The 22643-nt window shown below is 69.4% G+C and carries 21 protein-coding genes; 13 read left to right on the top strand and 8 right to left on the bottom strand.

Features of this window, described 5'->3' with window-relative positions:
* The first annotated feature begins 14 nt into the window (after window positions 1-14).
* From LIN44_RS20220 to LIN44_RS20205, 4 genes are all read left to right on the top strand, one after another.
* On the top strand, window positions 15-1160 hold the full coding sequence (locus LIN44_RS20220) for an acyl-CoA dehydrogenase family protein (protein WP_227316030.1): 1146 nt from the start codon (window positions 15-17) through the stop codon (window positions 1158-1160).
* Window positions 1161-1261: 101 nt separating this feature from the next.
* Window positions 1262-2266, top strand: a complete 1005-nt coding sequence (locus LIN44_RS20215; protein ID WP_227316029.1) for a tripartite tricarboxylate transporter substrate binding protein — start codon at window positions 1262-1264, stop codon at window positions 2264-2266.
* Window positions 2267-2321: 55 nt separating this feature from the next.
* Entirely contained in the window at window positions 2322-3347 is a 1026-nt protein-coding gene (locus tag LIN44_RS20210) for a porin (protein ID WP_227316386.1), read from the top strand.
* 412 nt (window positions 3348-3759) lie between these two features.
* Entirely contained in the window at window positions 3760-4872 is a 1113-nt protein-coding gene (locus LIN44_RS20205) for an IS481 family transposase (RefSeq protein WP_227312018.1), read from the top strand.
* A 727-nt stretch (window positions 4873-5599) separates the two neighbouring features.
* Here LIN44_RS20205 and LIN44_RS20200 read toward each other — a convergent pair.
* From LIN44_RS20200 to LIN44_RS20185, 4 genes are all read right to left on the bottom strand, one after another.
* A complete protein-coding gene (locus LIN44_RS20200; protein ID WP_227316028.1) occupies window positions 5600-6085 on the bottom strand; it encodes an SRPBCC family protein in 486 nt (161 codons plus the stop codon).
* Window positions 6075-6431, bottom strand: coding sequence for a helix-turn-helix transcriptional regulator (locus LIN44_RS20195; RefSeq protein ID WP_227316027.1), 357 nt, complete (start codon window positions 6429-6431; stop codon window positions 6075-6077). The genes LIN44_RS20200 and LIN44_RS20195 overlap by 11 nt, the downstream gene beginning before the upstream one ends.
* A gap of 129 nt (window positions 6432-6560) precedes the next feature.
* Complete coding sequence (locus tag LIN44_RS20190) at window positions 6561-7208, bottom strand: c-type cytochrome (protein WP_227316026.1); 648 nt, start codon at window positions 7206-7208, stop codon at window positions 6561-6563.
* A gap of 10 nt (window positions 7209-7218) precedes the next feature.
* On the bottom strand, window positions 7219-8490 hold the full coding sequence (locus LIN44_RS20185; protein WP_227316025.1) for a molybdopterin-dependent oxidoreductase: 1272 nt from the start codon (window positions 8488-8490) through the stop codon (window positions 7219-7221).
* Window positions 8491-8805: 315 nt separating this feature from the next.
* Here LIN44_RS20185 and LIN44_RS20180 point away from each other — a divergent pair, with 315 nt between their 5' ends.
* Genes LIN44_RS20180 through LIN44_RS20170 form a run of 3 tightly spaced genes read left to right on the top strand, consistent with a single transcriptional unit; the run spans window position 8806 to window position 12333 of the window.
* The gene (locus LIN44_RS20180) at window positions 8806-10155 is read left to right on the top strand and encodes a uracil-xanthine permease family protein (RefSeq protein WP_227316024.1); all 1350 of its coding nucleotides are present in this window, start codon (window positions 8806-8808) and stop codon (window positions 10153-10155) included.
* Between the two features lie 19 nt (window positions 10156-10174).
* Window positions 10175-11623: an amidohydrolase family protein gene (locus LIN44_RS20175; RefSeq protein WP_227316023.1), complete on the top strand. Its 1449-nt coding sequence runs from the start codon at window positions 10175-10177 to the stop codon at window positions 11621-11623.
* Window positions 11624-11625: 2 nt separating this feature from the next.
* On the top strand, window positions 11626-12333 hold the full coding sequence (locus LIN44_RS20170; RefSeq protein ID WP_112775625.1) for a sulfite exporter TauE/SafE family protein: 708 nt from the start codon (window positions 11626-11628) through the stop codon (window positions 12331-12333).
* Here LIN44_RS20170 and LIN44_RS20165 read toward each other — a convergent pair.
* Window positions 12330-13367, bottom strand: coding sequence for a substrate-binding domain-containing protein (locus LIN44_RS20165; protein ID WP_227316022.1), 1038 nt, complete (start codon window positions 13365-13367; stop codon window positions 12330-12332). The two genes, LIN44_RS20170 and LIN44_RS20165, sit on opposite strands and share 4 nt — an antisense overlap.
* A 48-nt stretch (window positions 13368-13415) precedes the next feature.
* Entirely contained in the window at window positions 13416-14348 is a 933-nt protein-coding gene (locus LIN44_RS20160) for a LysR family transcriptional regulator (protein WP_227316021.1), read from the bottom strand.
* 144 nt (window positions 14349-14492) lie between these two features.
* Between LIN44_RS20160 and LIN44_RS20155 the strand changes: the two genes are divergently transcribed.
* Genes LIN44_RS20155 through LIN44_RS20140 form a run of 4 tightly spaced genes read left to right on the top strand, consistent with a single transcriptional unit; the run spans window position 14493 to window position 18723 of the window.
* Entirely contained in the window at window positions 14493-14699 is a 207-nt protein-coding gene (locus tag LIN44_RS20155; protein ID WP_062802732.1) for a DUF3311 domain-containing protein, read from the top strand.
* A gap of 14 nt (window positions 14700-14713) precedes the next feature.
* Entirely contained in the window at window positions 14714-16096 is a 1383-nt protein-coding gene (locus LIN44_RS20150; RefSeq protein WP_227316020.1) for a sodium:solute symporter, read from the top strand.
* Window positions 16097-16108: 12 nt separating this feature from the next.
* Window positions 16109-17773: an amidohydrolase gene (locus LIN44_RS20145; RefSeq protein ID WP_370641748.1), complete on the top strand. Its 1665-nt coding sequence runs from the start codon at window positions 16109-16111 to the stop codon at window positions 17771-17773.
* A complete protein-coding gene (locus LIN44_RS20140; protein WP_227316019.1) occupies window positions 17770-18723 on the top strand; it encodes a GTP-binding protein in 954 nt (317 codons plus the stop codon). The genes LIN44_RS20145 and LIN44_RS20140 overlap by 4 nt, the downstream gene beginning before the upstream one ends.
* A 24-nt stretch (window positions 18724-18747) precedes the next feature.
* Here the strand turns inward: LIN44_RS20140 and LIN44_RS20135 are convergent, their stop codons facing one another.
* Together LIN44_RS20135 and LIN44_RS20130 are read right to left on the bottom strand one after the other, a co-directional pair.
* Window positions 18748-19653, bottom strand: a complete 906-nt coding sequence (locus tag LIN44_RS20135) for a YihY/virulence factor BrkB family protein (RefSeq protein WP_227316018.1) — start codon at window positions 19651-19653, stop codon at window positions 18748-18750.
* Between the two features lie 42 nt (window positions 19654-19695).
* Window positions 19696-20634 (bottom strand): LysR family transcriptional regulator, encoded by a 939-nt coding sequence (locus tag LIN44_RS20130; protein ID WP_227316017.1) that lies wholly within the window; start codon window positions 20632-20634, stop codon window positions 19696-19698.
* A gap of 169 nt (window positions 20635-20803) precedes the next feature.
* Between LIN44_RS20130 and gtdA the strand changes: the two genes are divergently transcribed.
* Both gtdA and LIN44_RS20120 read left to right on the top strand, forming a co-directional pair.
* The gene (gene gtdA / locus LIN44_RS20125) at window positions 20804-21850 is read left to right on the top strand and encodes a gentisate 1,2-dioxygenase (protein WP_227316016.1); all 1047 of its coding nucleotides are present in this window, start codon (window positions 20804-20806) and stop codon (window positions 21848-21850) included.
* 87 nt (window positions 21851-21937) lie between these two features.
* On the top strand, window positions 21938-22636 hold the full coding sequence (locus tag LIN44_RS20120; protein ID WP_227316015.1) for a fumarylacetoacetate hydrolase family protein: 699 nt from the start codon (window positions 21938-21940) through the stop codon (window positions 22634-22636).
* Window positions 22637-22643: the final 7 nt, after the last annotated feature.

The following is a 22643-nucleotide window of genomic DNA, read 5'->3' as shown; positions in this document are numbered from 1 at the left end:
AAGGAAAGGAACACATGAGCGATGCAACGGACGATCGGCGCATGCTGCGCGACAGCGTGCGGCGCTATGTCGAGCGCGGCTACGGCTTCGAGCAGCGCCGCGCCGCGCTGGCGGAGCCGGAGGGCTTTTCGCGCAGGCACTGGCAGGCGTTTGCCGAGATGGGCTGGCTCGCGGTAGGGCTGCCCGAGGCCTGCGGCGGCCTGGGCGATGCCGTCGACCAGGCGCTGCTGGCCGAGGAACTGGGCCGCGCCCAGCCCGCCGAGCCCTGGCTGGCCAATGCCGCGCTGTGCGCGCCGCTGCTGGCGGCCTGCGGCGATCCGGCCCACGCCGCCAGCGCCGCGGCGATGGCCGGGGGCGACGCCATGCTGGCGCTGGCCGCCTGGGAGCCGCAGGGGCGCTATGACGCCTTCGATGTCAGCACCACCGCGCACGCGCACGAGGCGGGGCAGTGGCTGCTGGACGGCCGCAAGACGCTGGTGCTGGGCGGCGGCAGCGCGACGCTGCTGCTGGTGCTGGCGCGCACCGCCGGCCAGCGCCGCGACCGCCACGGCCTGACCCTGTTCGCGGTGCCGGCCGGCACGCGCGGCGTCAGCATCGAGGCACTGCCGACCTACGACGGCCGCCAGACCGCCAGCGTGACGCTGCGCCACGCCGTGGTGCCGGAGCGCGCGCGCATCGGCCCGCGCGACGGTGCCTGGCCGCTGGTGGAGGCCGCCATCGACCGCGCCACCGTGATGGCCTGCGCCGAAGCGGTCGGCACCATGGCGCGCGCGTTCGAGCTGACCCGCGACTACCTGGCCACGCGCGAGCAGTTCGGCCGGCCGCTGACGGCGAGCCAGGTGATCCGGCACCGGCTGGTCGACCTCTATGTCAGCGTCGAGCAGGCGCGCGCCATCACCGAGGCCGCGGCCGACGCGCTGCAGGGCGATGCGGTGGCGCGCATGCGCGCGGTCTCGCATGCCAAGGCCTTTGTCTCGGAGGCCGGGCGCGCGCTGGGCGAAGACGCGGTGCAGCTGCACGGCGCCGTCGGCATGACCGACGAGGTGGAAGTCGGCCACTGCTACAAGCGCCTGGCGGCACACGCCAACCTGTTCGGCGATGCCGACTGGCACTACGAGCGGCTGGCGGCACTCGATCACGCGGCGCAGGCGCAGGCCTGAGCCGGTTCAGCGCAGGCGCCCGGGCCACCGGCGCGCCTGCTGACGACAAGCCGGCAATGTACCGGCATGCGCGGCCAATGCGCCGCAACGGAGACAGCAATATGAGCAGCCAGCACACTGGCGCCCGCAGGACGGGCGCCACGCGCGCGGCCCTGGCCGCGGCGCTGGCCCTGGCGGGCGCCGCCAGCGCGCACGCCGAGGCCACCTATCCCAGCAAGCCGATCCGCATGGTGCTGCCGTCGGGTGCCGGCACCGTGACCGACCAGACCGCGCGGCTGGTGGCCGAGCGCCTGACCGCGGCGCTGAAGCAGCCGGTGGTGGTCGACAACCGCCCCGGCGCCAACGGCATCATCGCCAACGAGACCGTGGCGCGCGCCGCGCCCGACGGGTACACGCTGTTGTTCACCTATGCCGCCACCATGACGGTGAACCCGTGGACCACGCCGTCGCTGCCGTACGACCCGGTCAAGGACTTCACGCCGATCGCGCGGCCGAGCCAGCCCGGCGGCAACCTGCTGGCGGTCAGCGCCAGCGTGCCGGTGCACAACCTGCAGGAACTGATCGCCTATGCCAGGGGCAGCAAGACGGAACTGGCCTATTGCTCGTGGGGCGTCGGCTCCGGCGGCCACCTGGCGATGGAATACCTGAAAGCCAAGGCCGGCATCCACCTGCGCCATATCCCGTACAAGACCGCCACCCAGTGCAGCAACGACCTGGCCGCGGGCCACGTCACCATCGGCATTACCGATGCCATCTCGTCGGTGCCGCACCTGAAGTCGGGCCGCATCCGCGGCATTGCGGTGTCCGGCCCGGAGCGCCTGCTGACCGCGCCCGACGTGCCGACCATGTCGCAGCAGGGCGTGCCGTTCCAGCAGGCCAGCTGGGTCGCGATCTTCGGGCCCAGGGGCGTGCCCGCACCGATCGTCGAGCGGCTCAACGCCGAGGTCAACCGCATCCTGCAGACCCCGTCCGACCGCGCCAAATTTACCGCGATGAACCTGCAGCCGGCCGCGCCGTCGACCCCCGCGGAGCTGGGCAAGCTGCTCAGCGCCGACCTGGCGGCATGGGGCGAGGTGGTCAAGGTGGCGGGACTGCAGGCGAAGTAGCGACTTCACACCACAACGAGGACGGGAGACAGAGAGCGTGAAGGCAACACAGTGGATGGTGATGGGCGTGGCACTGGCCGCGGGCAATGCCGCGGCGGGCACGATGCAGTTGTTCGGCGTGGTCGACGCATCGATCGAATACGCCAAGGGCTCGGACAGCGTGGTGCGCATGCGCGAGGGCCAGCAGGCCGCGTCGCGCTGGGGCATCCGCGGCATCGAGGATCTCGGCGGCGGGCTCAAGGCCAACTTCCTGGTCGAGTCGGGCTTCAATATCGACACTGGCACCGAGTTCTTCGGCAACAACCGGCTGTTCGGGCGGCAGGCCTACCTGGGCCTGTCCGGCGGCTGGGGCGAGTTCCGGCTGGGCCGGCAGTACACGCCGTCGTTCTATGCGCTGCTGCGGCTGGACCCGTTCCTGCTCAATGGCGCGGTGTCGCCGTTCAACCTGCTGAGCGCGACGGCTTCGCAGGGCACCGGACATGTCGCCTACGGCGCGCGCTTCGACAACGCGGTGCAGTACTTCTCGCCCAAGTGGGGCGGCTTTGGCTTCGGCGCCGCGGTGGCGCCGGGCGAGGTGCCGGGGTCGGCGCGCTCCGGACTGAACTTCGGCATGAACGCGACCTGGGAGGCGGGCAACGCCTATGCGTTCTACAGCTACCAGGGGATGTATTCGGGCGCCAACTTGGCGGTGGAGCCGACGCTGACCTCCAACCATTTCGTCGGCGGCTCGTACCGCTTCAAGCCGGTGGAGATCGGCCTGCTGTTCAGCGCGGCCAGCAGTAACCGGCCCGAGACCCGCTCGGCGCGCCACTACGGCGTGACCTTCAGCTGGGCCGTGAGCCAGCGCGACACCTTCAAGGCCGCCGCGCTCAAGCGCCAGATCCTCGGCGGCGGCCAGCGGCCGCTGGCAGTGACGCTGGGCTGGGACCACGACCTGAGCAAGCGCACCACCGCCTACGTGCGCGCGGTGCTGGTGCACAACAGCGCCGGCGGCAGCGTCAGCAACAACAGCATCGTGATCGATCCAGGCAGCGGGGATGATGCGAAGTCGGTGAGCGTGGGGTTGCGGCACCGGTTTTGAAGGGCGGGGGCCTACACCACCGCGAGAGTCAGCGAAAGGCGCCGCCGCTCGCATACGCTCCCCTCTCCCGCGAAGTGGGAGAGGGGAGAAAACCCGCAGCGGCATCAACGGCCACGGGCCTTCCAACGTCCGCTTGTGTACTCCCTCTCCCGCTTGTGGGAGAGGGTTGGGGTGAGGGCGGGAGCTTCAACGAAGTGAAGGCCGTCGCTATCGCACGCGCTGGCCCTCACCCCCGCCCCTCTCCCGCAAGCGGGAGAGGGGAGAAAACCCGCAGCGGCATCAACGGCCTCGGGCCTTCCAACGTCCGCTTGTGTACTCCCTCTCCCGCTTGCTGTATAGACCGGGGACATAGGTAACAGGTGTGCCAGGACATGGGTAACACTTTTCCCGCTTAGTCAGCGGGAGGACAACGTTGCCCTGGAGCCAAAACACCGTGAAGCAGCAAAGAGAAGAGTTCGTCCGCCTGGCACGCCAGGCGGACGCCAATATTGCGGAGCTTTGCCGCCGCTTCTGCATCAGTCGCAAGACCGGTTACAAGTGGTTGAACCGAGAGGATCTGGACGACCGAACTCGGCGGCCACATAGCTCTCCCGGCCGAACTCCAGCTGCCGTCGAAGAGGGCGTGCTAGCGATCCGAGCCGAACATTCGGCCTGGGGCGCCCGCAAGATCGCACGCGTACTGGAGCGTGACCACTGCGTCCAAATCGCCCCGAGCACAGTCAATTGGGTGCTGCGCCGCCATGGCTTGATCGATCCGGCCGCCAGCTCGGCCGCTACAGCCTGGCAGCGCTTCGAGCACGACCGGCCCAATGCACTATGGCAAATTGACTTTAAAGGCCACTTCGCTACCGACACGCAGCGGTGCCACCCACTCACGGTCTTGGACGATCACTCCCGGTTCAATGTGCTGCTCAGGGCCTTGGGCAACGAACAGTTTGAATCCGTACAGGAAGCGTTAGAGAAGGCTTTTGCGCGCTATGGGCTGCCCGAGCGCATCAATGCAGACAACGGCCCGCCCTGGGGTTCTCCAGTGCCCCGTGCACTTACCACGTTGGGTGCTTGGCTGATCCGCCTGGGGGTGCGGCTCAGTCATAGCCGACCTCGCCATCCGCAGACCAACGGTAAGGACGAGCGCTTCCATCGAACCATGCAGGCAGAGCTGTTGGCCAACCAGCGCTTCCGGGATCTGGACGATGCGCAGCATCACTTCAGCCATTGGCGCCACGTGTACAACTTCAAGCGCCCACACCACGCCCTGGATATGGAGACACCCGCAAGCCGCTATGCGCCTAGTCCACGGACGATGCCGCGCGAGCTCCCGCCTATCGAGTACGGCAGCGATGACATCGTGCGAAAGGTAGGCGACGGCGGGCGCATCTGCTTCCGAGGAAAGACGTTCCGGGTCGGACGAGCCTTGGTCGGAACGCCCGTAGCGCTGCGCCCTCGCGTGGATTTGGACGGCACCTTTGATGTCTACTTCTGCCATCAGAAGGTGGCCACAATAGACCTACAGGAGGCCAATTAAACTGGAGACTGGACTGTTACCCATGTCCTGGCACATGTGTTACCCATGTCCCCGGTCCATACAGCTTGCGGGAGAGGGTTGGGGTGAGGGCGGGAGCTTCAACGAAGTGAAGGCCGTTGGTATGCCAGCGCCTGCCCTCTCCCCCGGCCCCTCTCCCGCACGCGGGAGAGGGGAGAAAACCCGCAGCGGCATCAACGACCACGGGCCTTCCAACGTCCGCTTGTGTACTCCCTCTCCCGCTTGCGGGAGAGGGTTGGGGTGAGGGCGGGAGCTTCAACGAAGTGAAGGCCGTCGGTATGCCAGCGCCTGCCCTCTCCCCCGGCCCCTCTCCCGCAAGCGGGAGAGGGGAGAAAACCCGCAGCGGCATCAACGACCTCGGGCCTTCCAACGTCCGCTTGTGTACTCCCTCTCCCGCTTGCGGGAGAGGGTTGGGGTGAGGGCGGGAGCTTGAACGAAGTGAAGGCCGTCGGTATGCCAGCGCCTGCCCTCTCCCCCGGCCCCTCTCCCGCAAGCGGGAGAGGGGAGAAAACCCGCAGCGGCATCAACGGCCTCGGGCCTTCCAACGTCCGCTTGTGTACTCCCTCTCCCGCTTGCGGGAGAGGGTTGGGGTGAGGGCGGGAGCTTCAACGAAGTGAAGGCCGTCGGTATGGCACGCGCTGGCCCTCACCCCCGCCCCTCTCCCGCAAGCGGGAGAGGGCAGCACACCGGCAGCGTGAAAAAGGCCAGCCTACTCCAACTGCTGTGCAAACTCCTCCAGCTGCGTAATGCAGGTCCCCCAGCCCTCATAAAACCCCATCTCCTCGTGCTGCTTGCGCGTGGCCTCGTCCGGGTGCATCACGCGCGCGATGTAGCGGGTGCCGTCGCCCTCGTCGGCCATGGTGATGACCGCGGTCATCGACAGCCACGGCGTGCCGGGCCGATAACCGGCGACCAGCGCCGAGGTGGAGACGATCTTCTCCATCGGCACGATCTCGAGGAAGCAGCCGGGGTTGTCGCTGGTGCCGCCATCCGGCCCCTGCATGAAGGTATGGAAGGCGCCGCCGGGGCGCATGTCGAAGGCGCGGACCTCAGTGGTCCAGGGCTTGGGGCACCACCATTGCTTGAGCAGCTGCGGATCGCTCCAGGCGCGCCAGACCTTGGCGCGCGGGGCCTTGAGCAGGCGCGAGATGACCAGGTCCTGGCTTTCCGCGCTCGGGGCGTTTTCATTCGGCATCTGACTGTTCCTCTTGGTGAAGGGCTTCGACAAAAGCCGCCAGGCGGTCGGTACGGGCCTCCCACAGGGCGCGCTGGTCGGCCAGCCATTGCTGCGCGTCGGACAGCGGTTGCGGCACCAGCTCGCAGGTGCGCACGCGCCCCGTCTTGCGCGAGCGGATCAGGCCGCTGCGCTCCAGCACCTGCAGGTGCTTCATGAACGAGGGCAGCGCCATTGCGAACGGTGCCGCCAGTGCCGACACCGTTTCCGGCCCGCGCCCGAGCGTGCTGACGATGGCGCGGCGGGTCGGGTCGGCCAGCGCGTAGAACACGCCGGACAGCGGGGAAAGATCGACAGCCTGGGACACGTCTGCAAACTCGGCATAATGGTTAGCCACGCGGCTAAGTATAAGGAGTCAGCCGGAACTTGCAAGGCCGGAATGCAAGACGCCCCGGACCAGCCGGGGCGTGTTGCAGTCAGCGCGGCGCGGGCGAGGCTATTGCTGGCGCACGTAGGCCGCCAGCGCCTTCACTTCCTCGGCCTTCAAGCCGGCAAACGGCGGCATCGGCACCGCGCCCCACTTGCCACTGCTGCCGCCGCGGATGCTGGCCTCGAGTTTCGCCTGGGCCTGCGCATCGTTCTTGTAGCGCACGGCGACCTCATGGTAGGCGGGCCCGACCACCTTCTGCGTCACGCCGTGGCAGCTCAGGCAGGCGTTCTTTGCCAGCAGCCCCTGCACGTCGATGCCAGCGGCGGCGGCCGGCGCCGGCGCGGCCGGCTTGCCGGCCTTCTGCGCGATCGCCACGATCTCCGGATCCTTCGCCTTGGCCGAGCCATAGGCCACCGCCAGGTAGGCGCCGAGCTGCTCGACCTCGGCATCGTCGATCGGCGCGCCGTAGGCCTGCTGCATCTTCTTCATCTCGGCGGTCCACTGCGCCAGGCTCAGCCCGGGCGGCTGGTACGAGACGTAGTCGGCCGAATGGCAGATCGCGCATTTCTGCATGGCGATGCCGTAGCCGGGCAGCTTCGCTGGCTTGAGCTTGACGTTCTCCGCCGGCAGCCTGATGTCCTGCGGCGCGGCGCCGGCATGGGCGGCACCGAGCAGGGCGAGCGCCAGCAGCGCGGGGGCGATGGTTGCTTTCATGGCGCGTTCCTCAGGCGATGGTGACCGGCGTGGCCTCGATGACATTGCGGCGGTAGCCGGCGGGGTTCCAGTTGGCCTTGCTTGGCTGGGTCTCGCCGTTGTTGCTGGTGGCGCGCACCATCAGCACTGCCGGTCCCTTGCTGGCGAACTTCACCGGCAAGTGCCACGCGCGGAACGAGAAGCGGCCCAGGTCCTCGCCCAGCTTCGCGGCCTGCCAGTTGTGCCCGCCATCGACGGAAACCTCGACCGTGCGGATGCCGGAGCCGCCGTCGAAGGCAATGCCCTTCAGTTCGACGGCGCGCCCGGCTGGCAGCCTGCCGCCGCTCTCCACGCTGGTGATGAAGCTGCGCACGGCCAGCGTCGAGATCGGCTTGGTCTTGGCCGCCGGCGTGCCCGGCGCCACGCACTGGCAATCGTTGTCCGGCACACGGTAGCCCTTGGTCATGAAGAACGCGTCATGGCCCTCGAACGGATGGTCCAGCACCTCGATCTCGTGCAGGTGCTTGATCCAGTAGGTGCCGAAGTAGCCCGGCACCACCAGCTTGAGCGGATAGCCGTTGAGCAGCGGCAGGTCTTCGCCATTCATGCCCCAGGCCAGCAGCGGCTCGCCGTCCATGGCGTGGGCGATATCGAGCGACTTGCGGAAGTCCGGCGTGCTCGGCAGCACCGGCGTGTCCATGCCGTTGAAGGTCACCACCTTGGCGCCGGCCTTGACGCCGGCATGCTCCAGCACCTTGCGCAGCGGCACGCCGGTCCAGCGCGCATTGCCCATGGCGCCGTTGGCCAGCTGCGCGCCGAACACGCGCGGCTCGGAGAAGCCGCGGCTGTTGCCCGAGCACTGGTTGACGGCGACCACGTGCACCGGCTCGGCCAGCCGCTTCAGTTCATCGAGCGACAGCTGCAGCGGCTTGCCGACATGGCCGCCGACGCTCAGGCGATAGGTGGCGAGATCCACCGACAGCGGCAGGTTGGCCAGGTGGTAGCGCACGAAGAAGGCGTCGTTGGCGGTGATCGGTCCTTCGTTGAACGCGGAGAAGGGCGTCTCCAGGTGCGGCGGACGGGTATGGACGCGCACCAGCGGGCGCTTGCCGGGATAGCGCACCAGTGGACGCGGGCCGTCGGCCAGCGTGACACCATCAGTCGCGCGCGCAGCCTGGGCGGCCAGCGCGCCGAGAGGCGAGGCGCCCAGCGCCAGCAGGCCGGCACCCTGCACCAGGCGGCGCCGCGTGGGTAGTGGCCGGTCGTGGTCGGCGGATTGCGCCGGACGGTTCTTGTCTCGCATGGGGGCGTCTCCTTGGGGTGGTGCGCGGGGGGCGTGTGGTGGCGCGCAAGGCGCTATGGCGGGTACTTTGACGCCGCGTGATCAACTTGTGAAACGGGTTTTGCTGCTAGCCGTTATCGATTTATTCGATATAAGGGAAGACCACGGCTGCTGCCGCCGACAAAACCGCTTGCATCGCCAATACGGTTTCCCTACACTTACCAAAACGTTTTTGTTAGCGGAAATCGATAATATCTGCGGCGAATTGCGCACAGACGCAGCCAGCGGCCGATGCGCCACGGCATAACGCCCGACACACCAAACGAGGAGCAAAGCATGTCCCACCCCGCCCCCGCGCCGGTGGATGAACGGCTGCCATGGCGGCGCCTGTTCGTCTTCGGGCTTCAACACGTACTGGTCATGGCCGCGTCGCCGATCGCGTCGGTCTTCCTGATGAGCAAGGCGCTCAGCTTCCCGCCCGCGCTGGCGGTGCAGCTGCTGAGCGCCACCTTCGTGATCTGCGGCCTCGGCACGCTGCTGCAGTCGCTGGGCAAGCGCGGCATCGGCGCGCGCCTGCCGTTCGTGATGCTGCCCGGCGGCGCGCCGATCGTGCTGTTTATCCTGATCGCGCAGCAGACCGACGTGCAGACCGCGGCCGGCGCGGTGATCCTTACCGGGGTCTTCTACTTCCTGGTGCTGCCGGTGTTCCGGCGCTGCCTGCGCTACTTCCCGCCGGTGGTGGTGGGCACCATGCTGCTGCTGGTGGCGATCAACCTGGCGCAGGTGTCGGGCAAGCTGGTGGCCGGCCATCCCGCCGCGGGCAGCGCGGTGGATCCGCTCAACCTGCTGCTGGCCTTTGCCACCATCGCCTGCACCGTGGCGGCGTCGCGCTGGCTGCGCGGCATGCTGGCGCAGCTCGCGATCCTGCTTGGCCTGCTGGGCGGCGCGGTGGTGGCGGGACTGACCGGCGCGTTCCACCTCGGCCAGGTGTCGATGTCGCCGGTGCTGGCGTTGCCGACGCCGTTCCCGTTCGGCTGGCCGACCTTCGACGTGGTGGCCGCAATCCCGCTGATGGTGTTTGCGGTGATCTCGATGGTCGAGGCCACCGGCCAGACCCTGGCGATCAGCGATGCCGTGGGCCGGCCGGTGGACCAGCAGCGCGACGTGCCGCGCACCATCCGCGGCGATGCGCTGACCTCGCTGCTGGGCGGGATGTTCGGCACCTCGCTGATCATCACCAGCGGCGAGAACATCGGCATCGTGCGGGCCACCGGCGTGCGCTCGCGCTTTGTCACGGCGATGTCGGGCGCGATCCTGGTGGCGTTCGGGCTGCTGGTGCCGGTGTCGTCGCTGATCAGCGCGATCCCCGAGGCCGTGGTCGGCGGCACCGGCCTGGTGGTGTTCTGCATCGTCGGCACCATGGGCATCGACATGCTGCGCAAGGTCGACCTGCGCGACCACGCCAACATGTACGTGGTGGCGGTGGCGCTGGCCGTGGGCCTGCTGCCGATCCTGGTGCCCGGCATCTATGGCGGCCTGCCGTCCAACCTGCGCATCCTGGTGGGTAATGGCGTGGCGATGGGCGCCATCACCGCGGCGCTGCTCAACTTCCTGTTTTTCCATACGGGTCTGCGCACCGCGGCCGCAAGCGCCATCGCGCGCGATGACGCCGCCGCCACGCACTGACCCCGCTTCCTGCATTGCCATGACTCAACCTTATGACTCGACGCCGGCCTGGCCCGGCGACATCCACCCGCCGCTGGCGCCGGACAGCTTCCAGCGCCCGCGCATCCTGCTGCCGGAATGGACCCTGCTGCGCCAGGGCGCGGTACGCGGCCACGCGGTGGTGGTCGAGGGCGGCCGCTTTACCGCGGTCGGCCCCGCCGCGGAAGTCGCCGCGCGCTTCCCCGGGCTGGAGACGCTGCCGCTGCCGCGCATGCTGCTGATGCCGGGCATGATCGACACCCACCACCACCTGACGCAGTCGTTCGGCAAGTCGCTGGTGTTCGGCGAGCCGTCGGAGATCTTCCGGCGCGTGTGGGTGCCGCTGGAGGGCAGCCTGAAGGCCGAGCACCTGTACCTGTCGTCCAAGCTGGCGGCGCTGGAAGCGCTGCGCGGCGGCTTTACCACCGTGGTCGATGCCGGCACGCGCAGCGAGGCCGGGCTGGACGCGGTGGCGCGCGCGGTCACCGATGCCGGCGTGCGCTGCGTGCTGGGGCTGATCTGCAACGACAAGCCCGGCGCCGAAACGCTCGACGCCGCGCCCATCCTGCGCCGCGCCGCCGCGCACCTGGAGCGCTACGCCGGCGATGCGCTGGTGGCGCCGTCGCTGGCGATCTCGATCCCCGAGGTGGCCTCGGACGCGATGCTGCATCACGTCTACCAGCTGTGCGCCGAGTCCGGCCGCATCTTCCAGACCCATGCCAACGAGCATCTGGTGGCGGTGGAGCGCTCGCTCAACACGTGCGGCCGCAGGCCGATCGAGCATCTCGCGGCGATCGGCGCACTGGGGCCGGCGGCCTTGCTGGCGCATGCCACGCTGGTGACGCCGCAGGAAATCCGGCTGCTGGCCGACACCGGCGCCGCCGTCGCTTACAACCCCGTGGCCAGTGCCTGGAAGGGCAACGCCGTGGCGCCGGCCGAGACCATGGCCACCTTCGGCGTGCGCCTGGGCCTGGGCACCGACGGCACCCGCAGCGACGGCTTTCGCCTGCTCGACTATGCCGAGGCCGCGCAGCGCTTCGCCTTCGGCATCGGCGTGGGCGATTCCTCCTGCGGCGCGGGCTGGCGCTGGGTCGACATGGCCACGCACGACGCGGCCGACGTCGCCGGCCTGGGCGCGCTGACCGGCGAGATCGCCGCCGGCAAGCGCGCCGACTTCCTGCTGGTCGACCTCGACGTGCCGGAGCTGACGCCGTCGTGGGACCTGACCTGGGAGCTGGTGCGCCTGGCCAACCGCGACCAGATCCGCGCGGTCTTTGTCGACGGCAGCCTGCGCCTGTGGCAGGGCTGGCCCACCGACTGGGACGCGCGCGCGCTGATGCGCGACATCCATGCCATGGCCGAGCACACCGTCGCCGGCGCGCCGATCCGCAAGCTGCATGACGCCGCCGACGTGCACCGCGCGCGCCATGCCGGCACGGAGGTGGCATGAGCATGGACATGACCTTGTTCAGCGTCGGCGTCGCAGTCTTTACCGGCGCGCTGATCCAGGGCGCCACCGGCATGGGCTTTGCGCTGATCGTGGTGCCGGTGCTGGCGCTGGCCGCGCCGGCGATGCTGCCCGGCGCACTGTTGCTGGCGATGCTGCCGCTCAACGCCTACGTGGCCTGGCGCGAGCGCCATGCCATCGACATGCGCGGCGCCGGCTGGATCAGCGCCGGACGCGTGGCCGGCACCTTCGGCGGCCTGTGGGTGCTGGTGGCGATGCCGATGGCGTGGCTCAACGCGCTGGTCGGCGGCAGCACCATTGCGGCGGCAGTGGTGTCGTTGCTGGCGCCCGCGTTCACGCCCGGCCGGCTGACCTTTGCCTCCACCGGCCTGATCACCGGCGTGACCGAAACCGCCACCGGCGTCGGCGGCCCGCCGCTGGCGCTGGCCTACCAGCACGCGCCCGTGGCGACGCTGCGCGCCACCGTGGCGCTGTGCTTCCTGGTGGGCGAGGTGATCTCGCTGGTGGTGCTGGCGCTCGGCGGCCGGCTCGGCATGGAGCAGGTGTTCTATGCCGCGGGGCTGCTGCCGGTGCTGGGCGTCGGCATGGTCGCCAGCCACCTGGTGCACAAGCGCATCAACCAGCGCATGCTGCGCATCGGCGTGCTGGTGTTTGCGCTGGTGTCCGGTGCGGTGGTGCTGCTGCGCGGCTAGGCGTTCGGCGTCGACGACGCCCGCACCACCAGTTCGGGCGCCGGCCCTGCAATCACGCTGCGGCTGCGCTCGCCAGACAGGTGCGCGAACAGTAGTTCCACCGCCAGCGACGCCACCCGCTCCAGGTGCAGGTTGACCGCGGTGAGCGGCGGCTGCGCGCTGCGCGCGCGGATGCCGTCGTAGCGCGTCACCACCAGCACATCGTCGGGCACGCGCTTGCCCAGCGCTTGCAGGTGGGTCATGGCGCCGACCGCGAAGGCATCGACCGGCGCGCACAGCGCATCCAGCCCCGGCATCTGCGCCAGCAGTTGTGCGCAGGCCTCGGCGCCCGCGGCTTCGCCGTGTTCCTCGGCTGCCTTGACGATATGGCAGGGCAGGCCCAGCGCCTGCGTGAACTCGCGGTAGGCGCGTTCCGTTTCCACATACGACTGCCGCGGCGCCGCGCCGATCATCAGGCCGATCTGCCGCCGCCCGTGGCCGTGCAGGTGCGCCAGCAGCAGGCGCGCGGTCTCGGCCGACTGCAGGTCGACGCAGGGCACCGGGGTCTCGGTCAGCGGCTCGCGTCCGATCGACACGATGCTGACGCCGCGCTCGCGCAAGCGCGCGATATGCGGGTCGCCGGCGATCGGCTCGATCACGATGGCGCCGTCGATATCGAGGGTATCGAGCAGTCCGCCAGCGCCTTCCAGCGGCGGCACCAGCACCACGCCAAGGCCGCGGCCCATCGCCGCTTCCGCCGCGATCGCCGCCACTTCCATCATGAAACCCAGCCGCGAGGTGCCGCCCGCCACCGCGAACGGCATCGACGACAGCAGCGCGATGCAGTTGGCGCGGCCCGACTGCAGCCGCTGCGCGCGCACGCTGGGCCGGTAGCCCAGTTCCGCGGCCACCCGCTTGACGCGCGCGCGCGTGGCCGGGTCCAGCACGCCGCGGCCGTTGAGCGCGTGCGACACCGTGGTCAGCGAGACCCCGGCGGCGCGGGCGACGTCGTGGATGGTGATGCGGCGGGGGCGGTCGGGCGTGGCTTCGGTCATGCGGGATCAGGGCGATGGCTCAGGGAAGGAGCATACCGCAGCGGCTGCTCAGCGGCGCCCGTTGCCGCCGGTTTCGGACGACAGCGCTTTCCAGTGCTCGCGCGTGAACCGGTACAGCACCTCCAGCGCCGGCGACAGCGAGCGCGCCGCCATGCGCGCCATGCCGTAGCGTCCGCAGCGGCGCGCATCGGGCGGCATCGGCACTTCGGCCATCAGCCCGGCGGCGCGCTCCTGGCGCGTGATCGAGAGCACGCCGAACAGCAGCGTATCGCTGGCCAGCGTCACGCTGCGCAGCATGTCGAGGTTGTCGCAATGCAGGGTGAAGAGCCGGTCCGGCGCGGCATCGGGCCCCCACAGTTCGGCCAGCTGACGGCTGATCACCGTGCTCAGCGTGGTGGTGGCGACGGGGTAGGCGCGCACGGTGTCGATGTCGATGCGGCGCTTGCGCAGGATCGGATGGCCGGCCCGGCACACCAGCCCCGCGGGCAGTTCGCCGAGCGGCTCCACCTCGACGTCGTCGGCGGCGCGCAGCACATAGGCGTCGCCGACGATGGCGTCGATGCTCTCGTTGCGCAGCGCTTCCAGCAACGCGCTGGTCGCGCCGGTTTCCGTGCGCACCCTGATGCGCGGATGGGCCTGCGCCATGTGGATCAGGAACGGCGTCAGCAGCAGCGCCGCCGGCGCCGGCGCCACGCCGATCGCAAGCGAGCCTTCCTCGCCGCCGCGCAGCAGCTCCAGGTCGCGCCGCAGCTGGCGCTCTTCCAGCCGCATGCGGCGCGCGCGCTCGGCCACCAGCTCGCCGAACACGGTCAGCGTCGCGCGCCGCGCGCCGCGGTCGAACAGCGGCGCCTTCAGTTCGTCTTCGAGCGCGCGGATGCTGCGGCTCAGCGCCGGCTGGGTCAGGTGCACGGCGCGGGCCGCTTCGGAAAAGGTGCCGTGCTCGACCACCGCAAGCAGGTGCAGAAGCTTCTGGGTGTCCATGCGGAAAACCATGCGCATTGGTTATGGGATCGGTTCAACATTTGCATTTGAATCATACCGTGGCGCTCCCTATGATGGGCGGACACAAGAGCGGACCCGGCCACGGGATACCGCCAACCGTCCATCGGACATTGGAGACAAGACATGCTCAAGCTGTTGATCGGCCTAGGCCTGCCGTATATCGGCGTGATCGGGATGCTGCCGTGGGTGGCATCGGTGGAGCGCTTCGTGCTCGGCGTGCCCTTTATCTACGCGTGGATCTTTGCGTGGTTCGTGCTGACCTCGGGCTGCATGCTGGCGTGCTGGCTGCTGTTCGACCGCCACGGCGCCGATGCGGCGCCCGAAGCCTGACGCGGGGGACGGCCATGACCACAGCGGTATTCCTCGGTTTCATCGTGTTTTCGCTCTACCTCGCCATCCGTTCGGGCAAGGGCCATGGCGCGCAGAGCATGCACGACTTCTTCGTCGCGTCGCGGCAGTTCGGCGCGTTCCTGGTGTTCTTCCTGGCTGCCGGCGAGATCTACAGCATCGGCACCATGGTGGGCTTCCCGGGTGGCATCTATGCCAAGGGGCCGACCTATGGCGTCTGGTTCCTCGGCTATATCCTGCTGGCCTATCCGCTCGGCTACTTCCTGGGCCCGAAGATCTGGCAGGCCGGCGCGCGCTACAACGCCATCACGCTGCCGGACCTGTTCAAGGGCCACTACGGCAGCCGCGCGCTGGAGCTGGTCGTGGCGGGTTCGTCGATCCTGTTCCTGCTGCCGTGGGGCCAGCTGCAGTTCACCGGGCTGGTGGCGGCGCTCAAGGGGCTGGGCTGGAACTTCGATCCGGTCCACCTGGTGATGATCTCGGCAGCGCTGGCCTTTACCTACATCGCCATCTCCGGCGTGCGTGCCTCGGCCTATATCGCCATCCTCAAGGACATCCTGATGGTGGTGGCGATCGTCGCCACCGGCGTTGCGGTCGGCTGGAAGGCGGGCGTGGGCGATGTGTTCCACGCCGCCAGCCTGCAGGTCAGCAACCAGATGAGCGAGACCCAGCTGCGCTTCTCGATGAGCACCATGCTGTTCCAGGCGCTGGGCTTCTACGTGATGCCGTTCGCGGTGCAGAACTTCTTCACCGCCAAGAGCGCCAACACCATCCGGCGCACGCAGGTGGCGATGCCGCTGTACATGCTGATGTACCCGTTCCTGGTGCTGGCGTCGTACTACGCCATCAGCCAGGACCTGCAGCTGGCGTCCCCCAACGAAGCCTTCTTTGCCGCGGCGGTGCGCCTGTTGCCGGACTGGCTGCTCGGACTGGTGACCGCCGGCGCGGCGCTGTCGGGCCTGCTGGTGCTGGCCGGCATCTGCCTGGCGATCGGCCCGATCGTCACGCGCAACCTGCTGCCGGGCCTGCCCGAGGCGCGCCAGAAGCAGGGCGCCAAGGTGGTGATCGTGGTCTACCTGGTGCTGTCGATCGCGATGACGCTGGCCACGCCCAACCTGATGCTGACGCTGATCAACACCACCTACTACGGCGTGACGCAGTTCTTCCCCGGCGTGATGGTGATCCTATTCTCGCTCAAGGTGCGGCCGCTGGCGATTGCGCTGGGCATCGTCACCGGGCAGCTGCTGGCGCTTGCGCTGTATGTGCAGCAGGCCGATTTCGGCGGCATCAACCTTGGCCTGATCAGCCTGGGCGTGAACCTGCTGGTGACCGCGCTGGTGCATTACGCGCCCCGGCTGTCCCGCGTGCAGGCGGCCTGAATGAACCAACCCATGCAATCGATGACACAAGACGACGCGGCGCGCACGCAGGTATTGGTGGCGCGCAAGATCCTGACGATGGAAGCCGGGCGGCCCGAAGCCACCCATGTCGCGGTACGCAACGGCGAGATCGTGGCCGTCGGCGGCGCCGCCGACATGGCCGCCTGGCCCGATGCGGTGCAGGTCGACACCTTCCGCGACAAGGTGCTGATGCCAGGGCTGGTGGAAGCGCACTGCCACCTGATGGAGGGCGCGATGTGGGACGCGGTCTACGTCGGCTACTTCGACCGCCGCGACCCGGAGGGCCGGCTGTGGCGCGGCCTGCGCACGCTGGAGCAGGTGCTCGACCGCCTCGCCAGCGCGGCCGGCCAGCTGCGCGACGCCGATGCGCCGCTGCTGGCGTGGGGCTTCGACCCGATCTACTTCGGCGCCAGCCGGCTGTCGGTACGCGAGCTGGACCGCGTGTCGGCGACGCGCCCGATCGTGGTGATGCATGCCAGCGTGCATCTGATGAACGTGAATTCGGCGATGCTGGCGCAGGCCGGCATCGACGCCGACACCGACATCGACGGCGTACACAAGGACGCGCAAGGCCAGCCCACCGGCGAGCTGCAGGAGTTCGCGGCGATGTATCCGGTCCAGCGCGTGCTGGGCAGCGGCTTGTCGCTGGCCGCCGCCGAGAACGCCGGGGCGGTGCGCCGCTTCGGCCGCGTGGCGCAACTGGCGGGCGTGACCACCGCCACCGACCTGGTCAACGACCTCTCGCCCAAGGGGCTGGAGACGCTGCACGCGGTCACGGCCGAGCCGGGCTTCCCGTTGCGCATCGTCCCGGCTTTCTCGCCGCAGCGCAATGCGCAGGGCGGCCCGGCGCGCGTGCAGGCCGCCGCGGCCGCGGGCACCGACAAGCTGCACTTTGGGCCGGTCAAATTCATCGTCGACGGCTCGATCCAGGGCTTTACCGCGCGCCTGCGCGCACCCGGCTATGCCGGCGGCCAGCCCAACGGCCTGTGGCTGATCCCGCCGGAGCAGCTGCTCGATGCGTTCACGCCGTTCCACCTGGCCGGCCTGCCGCTGCATATCCACACCAACGGCGACGAGGCCACCGAAGTGGTGCTGGACGTGCTGGAAGCCATGCTCGCGCGCCATCCGCGCGCGGACCATCGCCATACGCTGCAGCATTGCCAGCTGGCCGACGCCGCGCAGCTGGCGCGCGCCGCGCGGCTCGGCCTGTGCATCAACTTCTTCGCGAACCACCTGTACTACTGGGGCGATGCGCACGTCGAGCAGACCGTGGGCCCGGCGCGGGCCGCGCGCATGAATCCGGCCGGCACGGCGCGGCGGCTGGGGATTCCGTTCGCGATCCATTCCGATGCGCCGATCACGCCGCTCAACCCGCTGTTCACGGCATGGTGCGCGATGCAGCGCCAGACCGCTTGCGGGCGCGTGCTGGGCGAAGCCGAACGGCTGACGCTGGCCGACGCGCTCTATGCCATCACCATGGGCGCGGCCTATACGCTGAAGCTCGAGCACCGCATCGGCAGCATCGCGCCCGGCAAGCTGGCCGACTTCGCGGTGCTGGAGGACGACCCCACCGCCATGGCGCCGGCCAGCCTGAAGGACCTGCGCGTCTGGGGCACGGTGCTGGGCGGGCGGGTATTTCCGGCACCGGCACGATGAGCGCGCGCGCGCCGATTCCGCTGGTGGTGCTGGGCGGCTACCTTGGCGCCGGCAAGACCACCTTGCTCAACCGCTTGCTTGCCAATGCGCAGGGGTGCCGCATCGCGGTGCTGGTCAATGATTTCGGTGCGGTCAATATCGATGCCGCGCTGGTGCGCGCGCGCAGTGACGACGTGATCGAGCTGGAGAACGGCTGCATCTGCTGCTCGATCGGCGGCCGGCTGGCCGAGGCGCTGGTGGCCATCGCCGCGCGGGCGCAGCGGCCGGAGCTGCTGGTGATCGAGGCCAGCGGGGTCTCCGACCCGCAGCGCATCGCGCAGGTCGGGCTGCTGGACCCGGCGTTCCGGCTGAATGCGGTGCTGGTTGCGGTGGACGCGACCGGCGTGCACGACAGCCTGCGCGACCCGCTGGTCGGCGACATGGTGCGGCGGCAAGTCACGGGCGCGTCGGTGGTGGCGCTGACCAAGGCCGACCTGGCCGGCGCCGCAGCCGTGGCGGGCGCCGCGGCCACGGCAGCCGGCCTGGCGCCGCATGCGACCGTGCTGACGGCGCGCTGCGGCGAGCTGCCGATGTCGGTCTTCCTCGATGCCGGCGTGCCGCCCTTGCCCGGCAGCACGGCGTTGCTGGACGGATCGGGCTGGCAGCGCGGCGCCGTGGCTGGCGGCCATGCCGGCATCCGCAGCGTGGCCTACCAGACCCCGCGCAGCTTCGACAAGGCGCGCCTGCGGCAGGCGCTGGCGACCGTGCCGGTGCGGCTGTTGCGGGCCAAGGGGCTGGTCCGGCTCGACGCCGACGCACGGCTGCATGAAGTCCACCTCGTCGCTGGCCGGATGCGGCTGCGGCCGGCGCAAAGCGCCGGCTTCCAGAGCTCGGCGCTGGTCTTCATCGGTGCCTTCGACGCGCAGGCGGAAGCGCGCCTGCGTGCCTGCATGGAAGCTGCGCTCGCCTGAGCGCGCGTGGCCGACGCCTTCGGCTCAGGTATGGAATTCCTCCGCCCGGCCCGCGCGCCCCGGCAGCTTGTGCCAGGCGCCGCGCTCGAATTCCGCGATCACCTGCGCGCCGAGCAACAGCAAGGTCGCGGCGATTTCCAGGCTGAGCAGCACCACGATCGCCGTGGTCAGCGAGCCATAGACCCGTCCGACCTGCGACAGCGTGGTGAAGTACCACACCAGCACGTGGCGCGAGATCTCCCACAGCACCGCGGCGATCACCGCGCCTGTGAGCGCGTGGCGCAGCGATAGCCGGCCGACCGGCATCACCAGGTAGATCGAGGTCAGCATCAGCACCTCGCCGATAAAGCCGAGCAGGTAGAGCAGGCCGGTGGAGAGGCGGTCCAGCGACCAGTCGCGGCCCAGCACCTCGACGTGCCGTTCGCCGATCGCCAGCAGCGCGCCCGAGACCACGGTGACCAGCAGCAGGCCGATGCTGAGCACGGCGATATAGCAATAGGGCAGCAGCGCCGAGACCAGGAAATGGCGGCGCCGGATCGCCACGCGGTGCTCGAAGATGACCGACATGGCGTTTTCCAGCACGGTGAAGGCGAGCGAGCTGAAGAACAGCATGGTGCCCAGCAGCACCCAGCCGATGGTGCCGCGGTTGCGCAGGAAGCCGGCCAGCTCGTTGACCAGGGCGCGCGCCTGGCCGGGCACGATCCACTCGAGATAGCGCGCCAGCGTCGACAGCAGCAGCTCGGGCTCGATCAAGTGCGACAGCGCGATCACCATCAGGATCAGCAGCGGCACGATCGACAGCAGCGCGTAGTAGGCCACCGCGCCGGCCAGCAGCAGGCCCTGGTTGGCGCGGAACTGCCGCAGCGTGTGCCAGGCAAAGCGCAGCGGATGGCGCAGCAGGTCGCTGAGACGGGCGTGGGCAAGGTGCATGGCGGGCACCGGAAGTGGCGGTTGACGAGATTATGCTGCGCGTTAGGCGTGGTTGGCAGCAGGCGCCTGGGCCACGCCCGCCGCCGCCCTCAGGCAGTCCAGCATCGCCGCCACCGCCGCGCGCGACTCGCCGTCGGCGCGCCAGTACATCGACACCGAGCCGAACCCCGCCAGCCGCAGCGGCACGATGCGCAGCGCGCCCAGTTCTTCCAGCCTGCGCGCGGTGCGGTGCGAGGCCAGCCCGACCATGTCGCTGTTGTTGAACAGGGTCAGGTTCAGCACCGTGGAATTGCTCTCGACGCAGTCCGCCGGCAGCGCGCGCCCGGCGCTGGCCAGCGCGCCTTCCAGGGCATTGCGGATCGGCGTGCCGCGCGGCCATACCACCCAGCGGTGGCGGTACAGGTCGTCCCAGGCCACCTTGCCGCCCTGCAGCAGCGGGTGCCGCGGCCGCGCGACGAAGTGGATCGGCTCCATGTAGAGCGATTCGGTGCGCATCTGCGCGTCCTGCAGCTCCGGCGCCGAGCGGCCCACCACGATATCCAGCTCGCTGCGCGCCAGCTGCGTCATGAGCCGGTCCATGGTGGTTTCCAGCAGCCGCACGCTGGCGCGCGGCATGCGCTGCATCAGCCGCAGCGCGGCCAGCGGCACGGTGTCCGCCGCCGACGCGCCCGAGGTGCCCACCACCACGATGCCGCTGCCGCCGTCGCGCATGGCCTGCAGGTCGTCGCGGGCGGTATCGAGCTGGGCCTCGATCCGGCGCGCGTGCTCGATCAGCGATTCGCCGTACGGCGTGGGCCGCAGCCCGCGCGCCTGGCGCTCGAACAGCGGCAGGCCGATATCGTCCTCCAGGTCCTTCAGCCACTTGGAAAGCCCGGGCTGGGTGGTGTTCAGCATGGCGGCGGACTGGCTCATGTTGCCGGTCTCGGCCAGGCTCAGCAGCATCTGCAGGTTGCGCAGGCGCAGTCTCTGGGTCCAATCCATGGGGCGTGACCTATACGGTAAATCGTATCGATAAGATGAAAACTTCATTTCAGATCTTATAGGGCGGGGCGTATAACGACAACACAGACGACAACACAGACGGTGCGCAGCAAACAGGCACCCGCACAAAGCGCTCTCGAAACGCCTTGCACAAAGTTACGGAGACAGCATGTCCGAGCACACCCCAGACCCGGCCCGCGTGGCCTACTACGAAGAAATCGGCCGCAGCCACATGACCCCGCTGTGGGAGTCGCTGCACGCCCTGGTGCCGCCGCAGCCGCGGCCGCAGATCGTTCCCGCCATCTGGAAGTACGCGCAGATCCGCCCGCTGGTGATGCAGGCCGGCGGCGTCATCAGCGCCGAGGAAGCGGTGCGCCGCGTGCTGGTGCTGGAGAACCCCGGCATCCCCGGCAAGTCCAGCATCACCTCCACGCTGTACGCCGGCCTGCAGCTGATCCTGCCGGGCGAGATCGCGCCCAGCCACCGCCATACGCAGTCGGCGCTGCGCTTTATCGTCGAAGGCAAGGGCGCGTGGACCGCCGTCAACGGCGAGCGCGCCACCATGCATCCCGGCGATTTCATCATCACGCCGTCGTGGACCTGGCATGACCATGGCAACCCGTCGGTCGAGGACGGCGGCGAGCCGGTGGTGTGGCTGGACGGCCTCGACATCCCGATGGTGCAGCAGTTCGACGCCGGCTTTGCCGAGAACTACCCCGAATCGCAGCAGCCCGTGACCCGCGCCGAAGGCGACAGCTTCGCCCGCTTCGGCCACAACATGGTGCCGGTGCGCCACCGCGTGACCGATCCCACTTCGCCGGTGTTCAGCTACCCGTACGCGCGCTCGCGCGAGGCGCTGGACCAGCTCTACCGCAACGGCGAGCTCGATCCCTGGGACGGCGTCAAGCTGCGCTATGTCAACCCGGCCACCGGCGGCTGGCCGATGCCGACCATCGCCACCTTCATGCAGTACCTGCCGGCGGGCTTCCAGGGCAAGACCTACCGCAGCACCGACGCCACCGTGTACAGCGTGGTGGAAGGGCGCGGCACGGTGCGCATCGGCGATGCGCAGTTCCAGTTCGAGCCGCGCGACGTGTTCGTGGCGCCGTCGTGGGCGCCGGTGCAGCTCGGCGCGCTGGCAGATGCCGTGCTGTTCAGCTATTCCGACCGCCCGGTGCTGTCCGCGCTGAACCTGCTGCGCGAAGCGCGCACCTGAGCTCGACCCGACCAGCGCCGCCGCGCGCGGTGCCAGCCGGCACCGCCGGGCCGGCGCTCACCCGACAATTTCCTGGAAGCCTCCACCATGTCCTACGTCTTCACGCCTCCCGCCCCCGTTGCCATTCCCGTTGCCGGCAGCGATGACCGGTTCGCCGTGCGCCGCGTCTACTGCGTCGGCCGCAACTACGCCGCCCATGCCCGCGAAATGGGCTTCGATCCGGAGCGCGAGCCGCCGTTCTTCTTCTGCAAGCCGGCCGACGCCATCGTCCCGGTGCAGGCCGGCACCACGCTCGAGCTGCCGTATCCCGCGCAAACGCAGAACTACCACTACGAGGCCGAGCTGGTCGCCGTGATCGGCAAGGGCGGCTCGGATATCCCGGTCGAACAGGCGCTCGAGCATGTGTGGGGCTACGCCGTCGGCCTCGACATGACCCGCCGCGACCTGCAGATGAAGATGCGCGAAATGGGCCGCCCGTGGGAGATCGGCAAGGCCTTCGACGCCTCGGCGCCGGTCGGCCCGATCCACCGCGCCAGCGATATCGGCCACCCGCGGCAGGCCGGGCTCTGGCTGACGGTCAATGGCGAAACCAGGCAGCGCAGCGACGTGTCGCACCTGATCTGGTCGGTGGCCGAGACCGTGGCGTACCTGTCGCGGTTCTTCCGCCTGGAGCCGGGCGACGTCATCTTTACCGGCACGCCCGAGGGCGTGGGCGCGGTCAAGCCCGGCGACACCATGGTCACCGGTGTCGACGGCCTGGGCGAACTGACCGTGCGCGTGGTCTGAATACAGG

This window comes from Cupriavidus sp. MP-37, from assembly GCF_020618415.1.
In the GTDB taxonomy this organism is placed as follows: Bacteria; Pseudomonadota; Gammaproteobacteria; order Burkholderiales; family Burkholderiaceae; genus Cupriavidus.
The sequence above is the reverse complement of the archived record's forward strand: the minus strand, read 5'-3'. Positions and strand labels throughout refer to the sequence as shown.

Coding starts and splice junctions, on each gene's coding strand:
- LIN44_RS20180 (WP_227316024.1), top strand. CDS start 8,806: ATGTCCCACCCCGCCCCCGCGCCGGTGGATGAACGGCTGCCATGGCGG.
- LIN44_RS20130 (WP_227316017.1), bottom strand. CDS start 20,634: ATGGATTGGACCCAGAGACTGCGCCTGCGCAACCTGCAGATGCTGCTG.
- LIN44_RS20210 (WP_227316386.1), top strand. CDS start 2,322: ATGGTGATGGGCGTGGCACTGGCCGCGGGCAATGCCGCGGCGGGCACG.
- LIN44_RS20175 (WP_227316023.1), top strand. CDS start 10,175: ATGACTCAACCTTATGACTCGACGCCGGCCTGGCCCGGCGACATCCAC.
- LIN44_RS20120 (WP_227316015.1), top strand. CDS start 21,938: ATGTCCTACGTCTTCACGCCTCCCGCCCCCGTTGCCATTCCCGTTGCC.
- LIN44_RS20190 (WP_227316026.1), bottom strand. CDS start 7,208: ATGAAAGCAACCATCGCCCCCGCGCTGCTGGCGCTCGCCCTGCTCGGT.
- LIN44_RS20165 (WP_227316022.1), bottom strand. CDS start 13,367: ATGACCGAAGCCACGCCCGACCGCCCCCGCCGCATCACCATCCACGAC.
- LIN44_RS20145 (WP_370641748.1), top strand. CDS start 16,109: ATGCAATCGATGACACAAGACGACGCGGCGCGCACGCAGGTATTGGTG.
- gtdA (WP_227316016.1), top strand. CDS start 20,804: ATGTCCGAGCACACCCCAGACCCGGCCCGCGTGGCCTACTACGAAGAA.
- LIN44_RS20170 (WP_112775625.1), top strand. CDS start 11,626: ATGGACATGACCTTGTTCAGCGTCGGCGTCGCAGTCTTTACCGGCGCG.
- LIN44_RS20185 (WP_227316025.1), bottom strand. CDS start 8,490: ATGCGAGACAAGAACCGTCCGGCGCAATCCGCCGACCACGACCGGCCA.
- LIN44_RS20160 (WP_227316021.1), bottom strand. CDS start 14,348: ATGGACACCCAGAAGCTTCTGCACCTGCTTGCGGTGGTCGAGCACGGC.
- LIN44_RS20150 (WP_227316020.1), top strand. CDS start 14,714: ATGACCACAGCGGTATTCCTCGGTTTCATCGTGTTTTCGCTCTACCTC.
- LIN44_RS20200 (WP_227316028.1), bottom strand. CDS start 6,085: ATGCCGAATGAAAACGCCCCGAGCGCGGAAAGCCAGGACCTGGTCATC.
- LIN44_RS20220 (WP_227316030.1), top strand. CDS start 15: ATGAGCGATGCAACGGACGATCGGCGCATGCTGCGCGACAGCGTGCGG.
- LIN44_RS20215 (WP_227316029.1), top strand. CDS start 1,262: ATGAGCAGCCAGCACACTGGCGCCCGCAGGACGGGCGCCACGCGCGCG.
- LIN44_RS20155 (WP_062802732.1), top strand. CDS start 14,493: ATGCTCAAGCTGTTGATCGGCCTAGGCCTGCCGTATATCGGCGTGATC.
- LIN44_RS20135 (WP_227316018.1), bottom strand. CDS start 19,653: ATGCACCTTGCCCACGCCCGTCTCAGCGACCTGCTGCGCCATCCGCTG.
- LIN44_RS20140 (WP_227316019.1), top strand. CDS start 17,770: ATGAGCGCGCGCGCGCCGATTCCGCTGGTGGTGCTGGGCGGCTACCTT.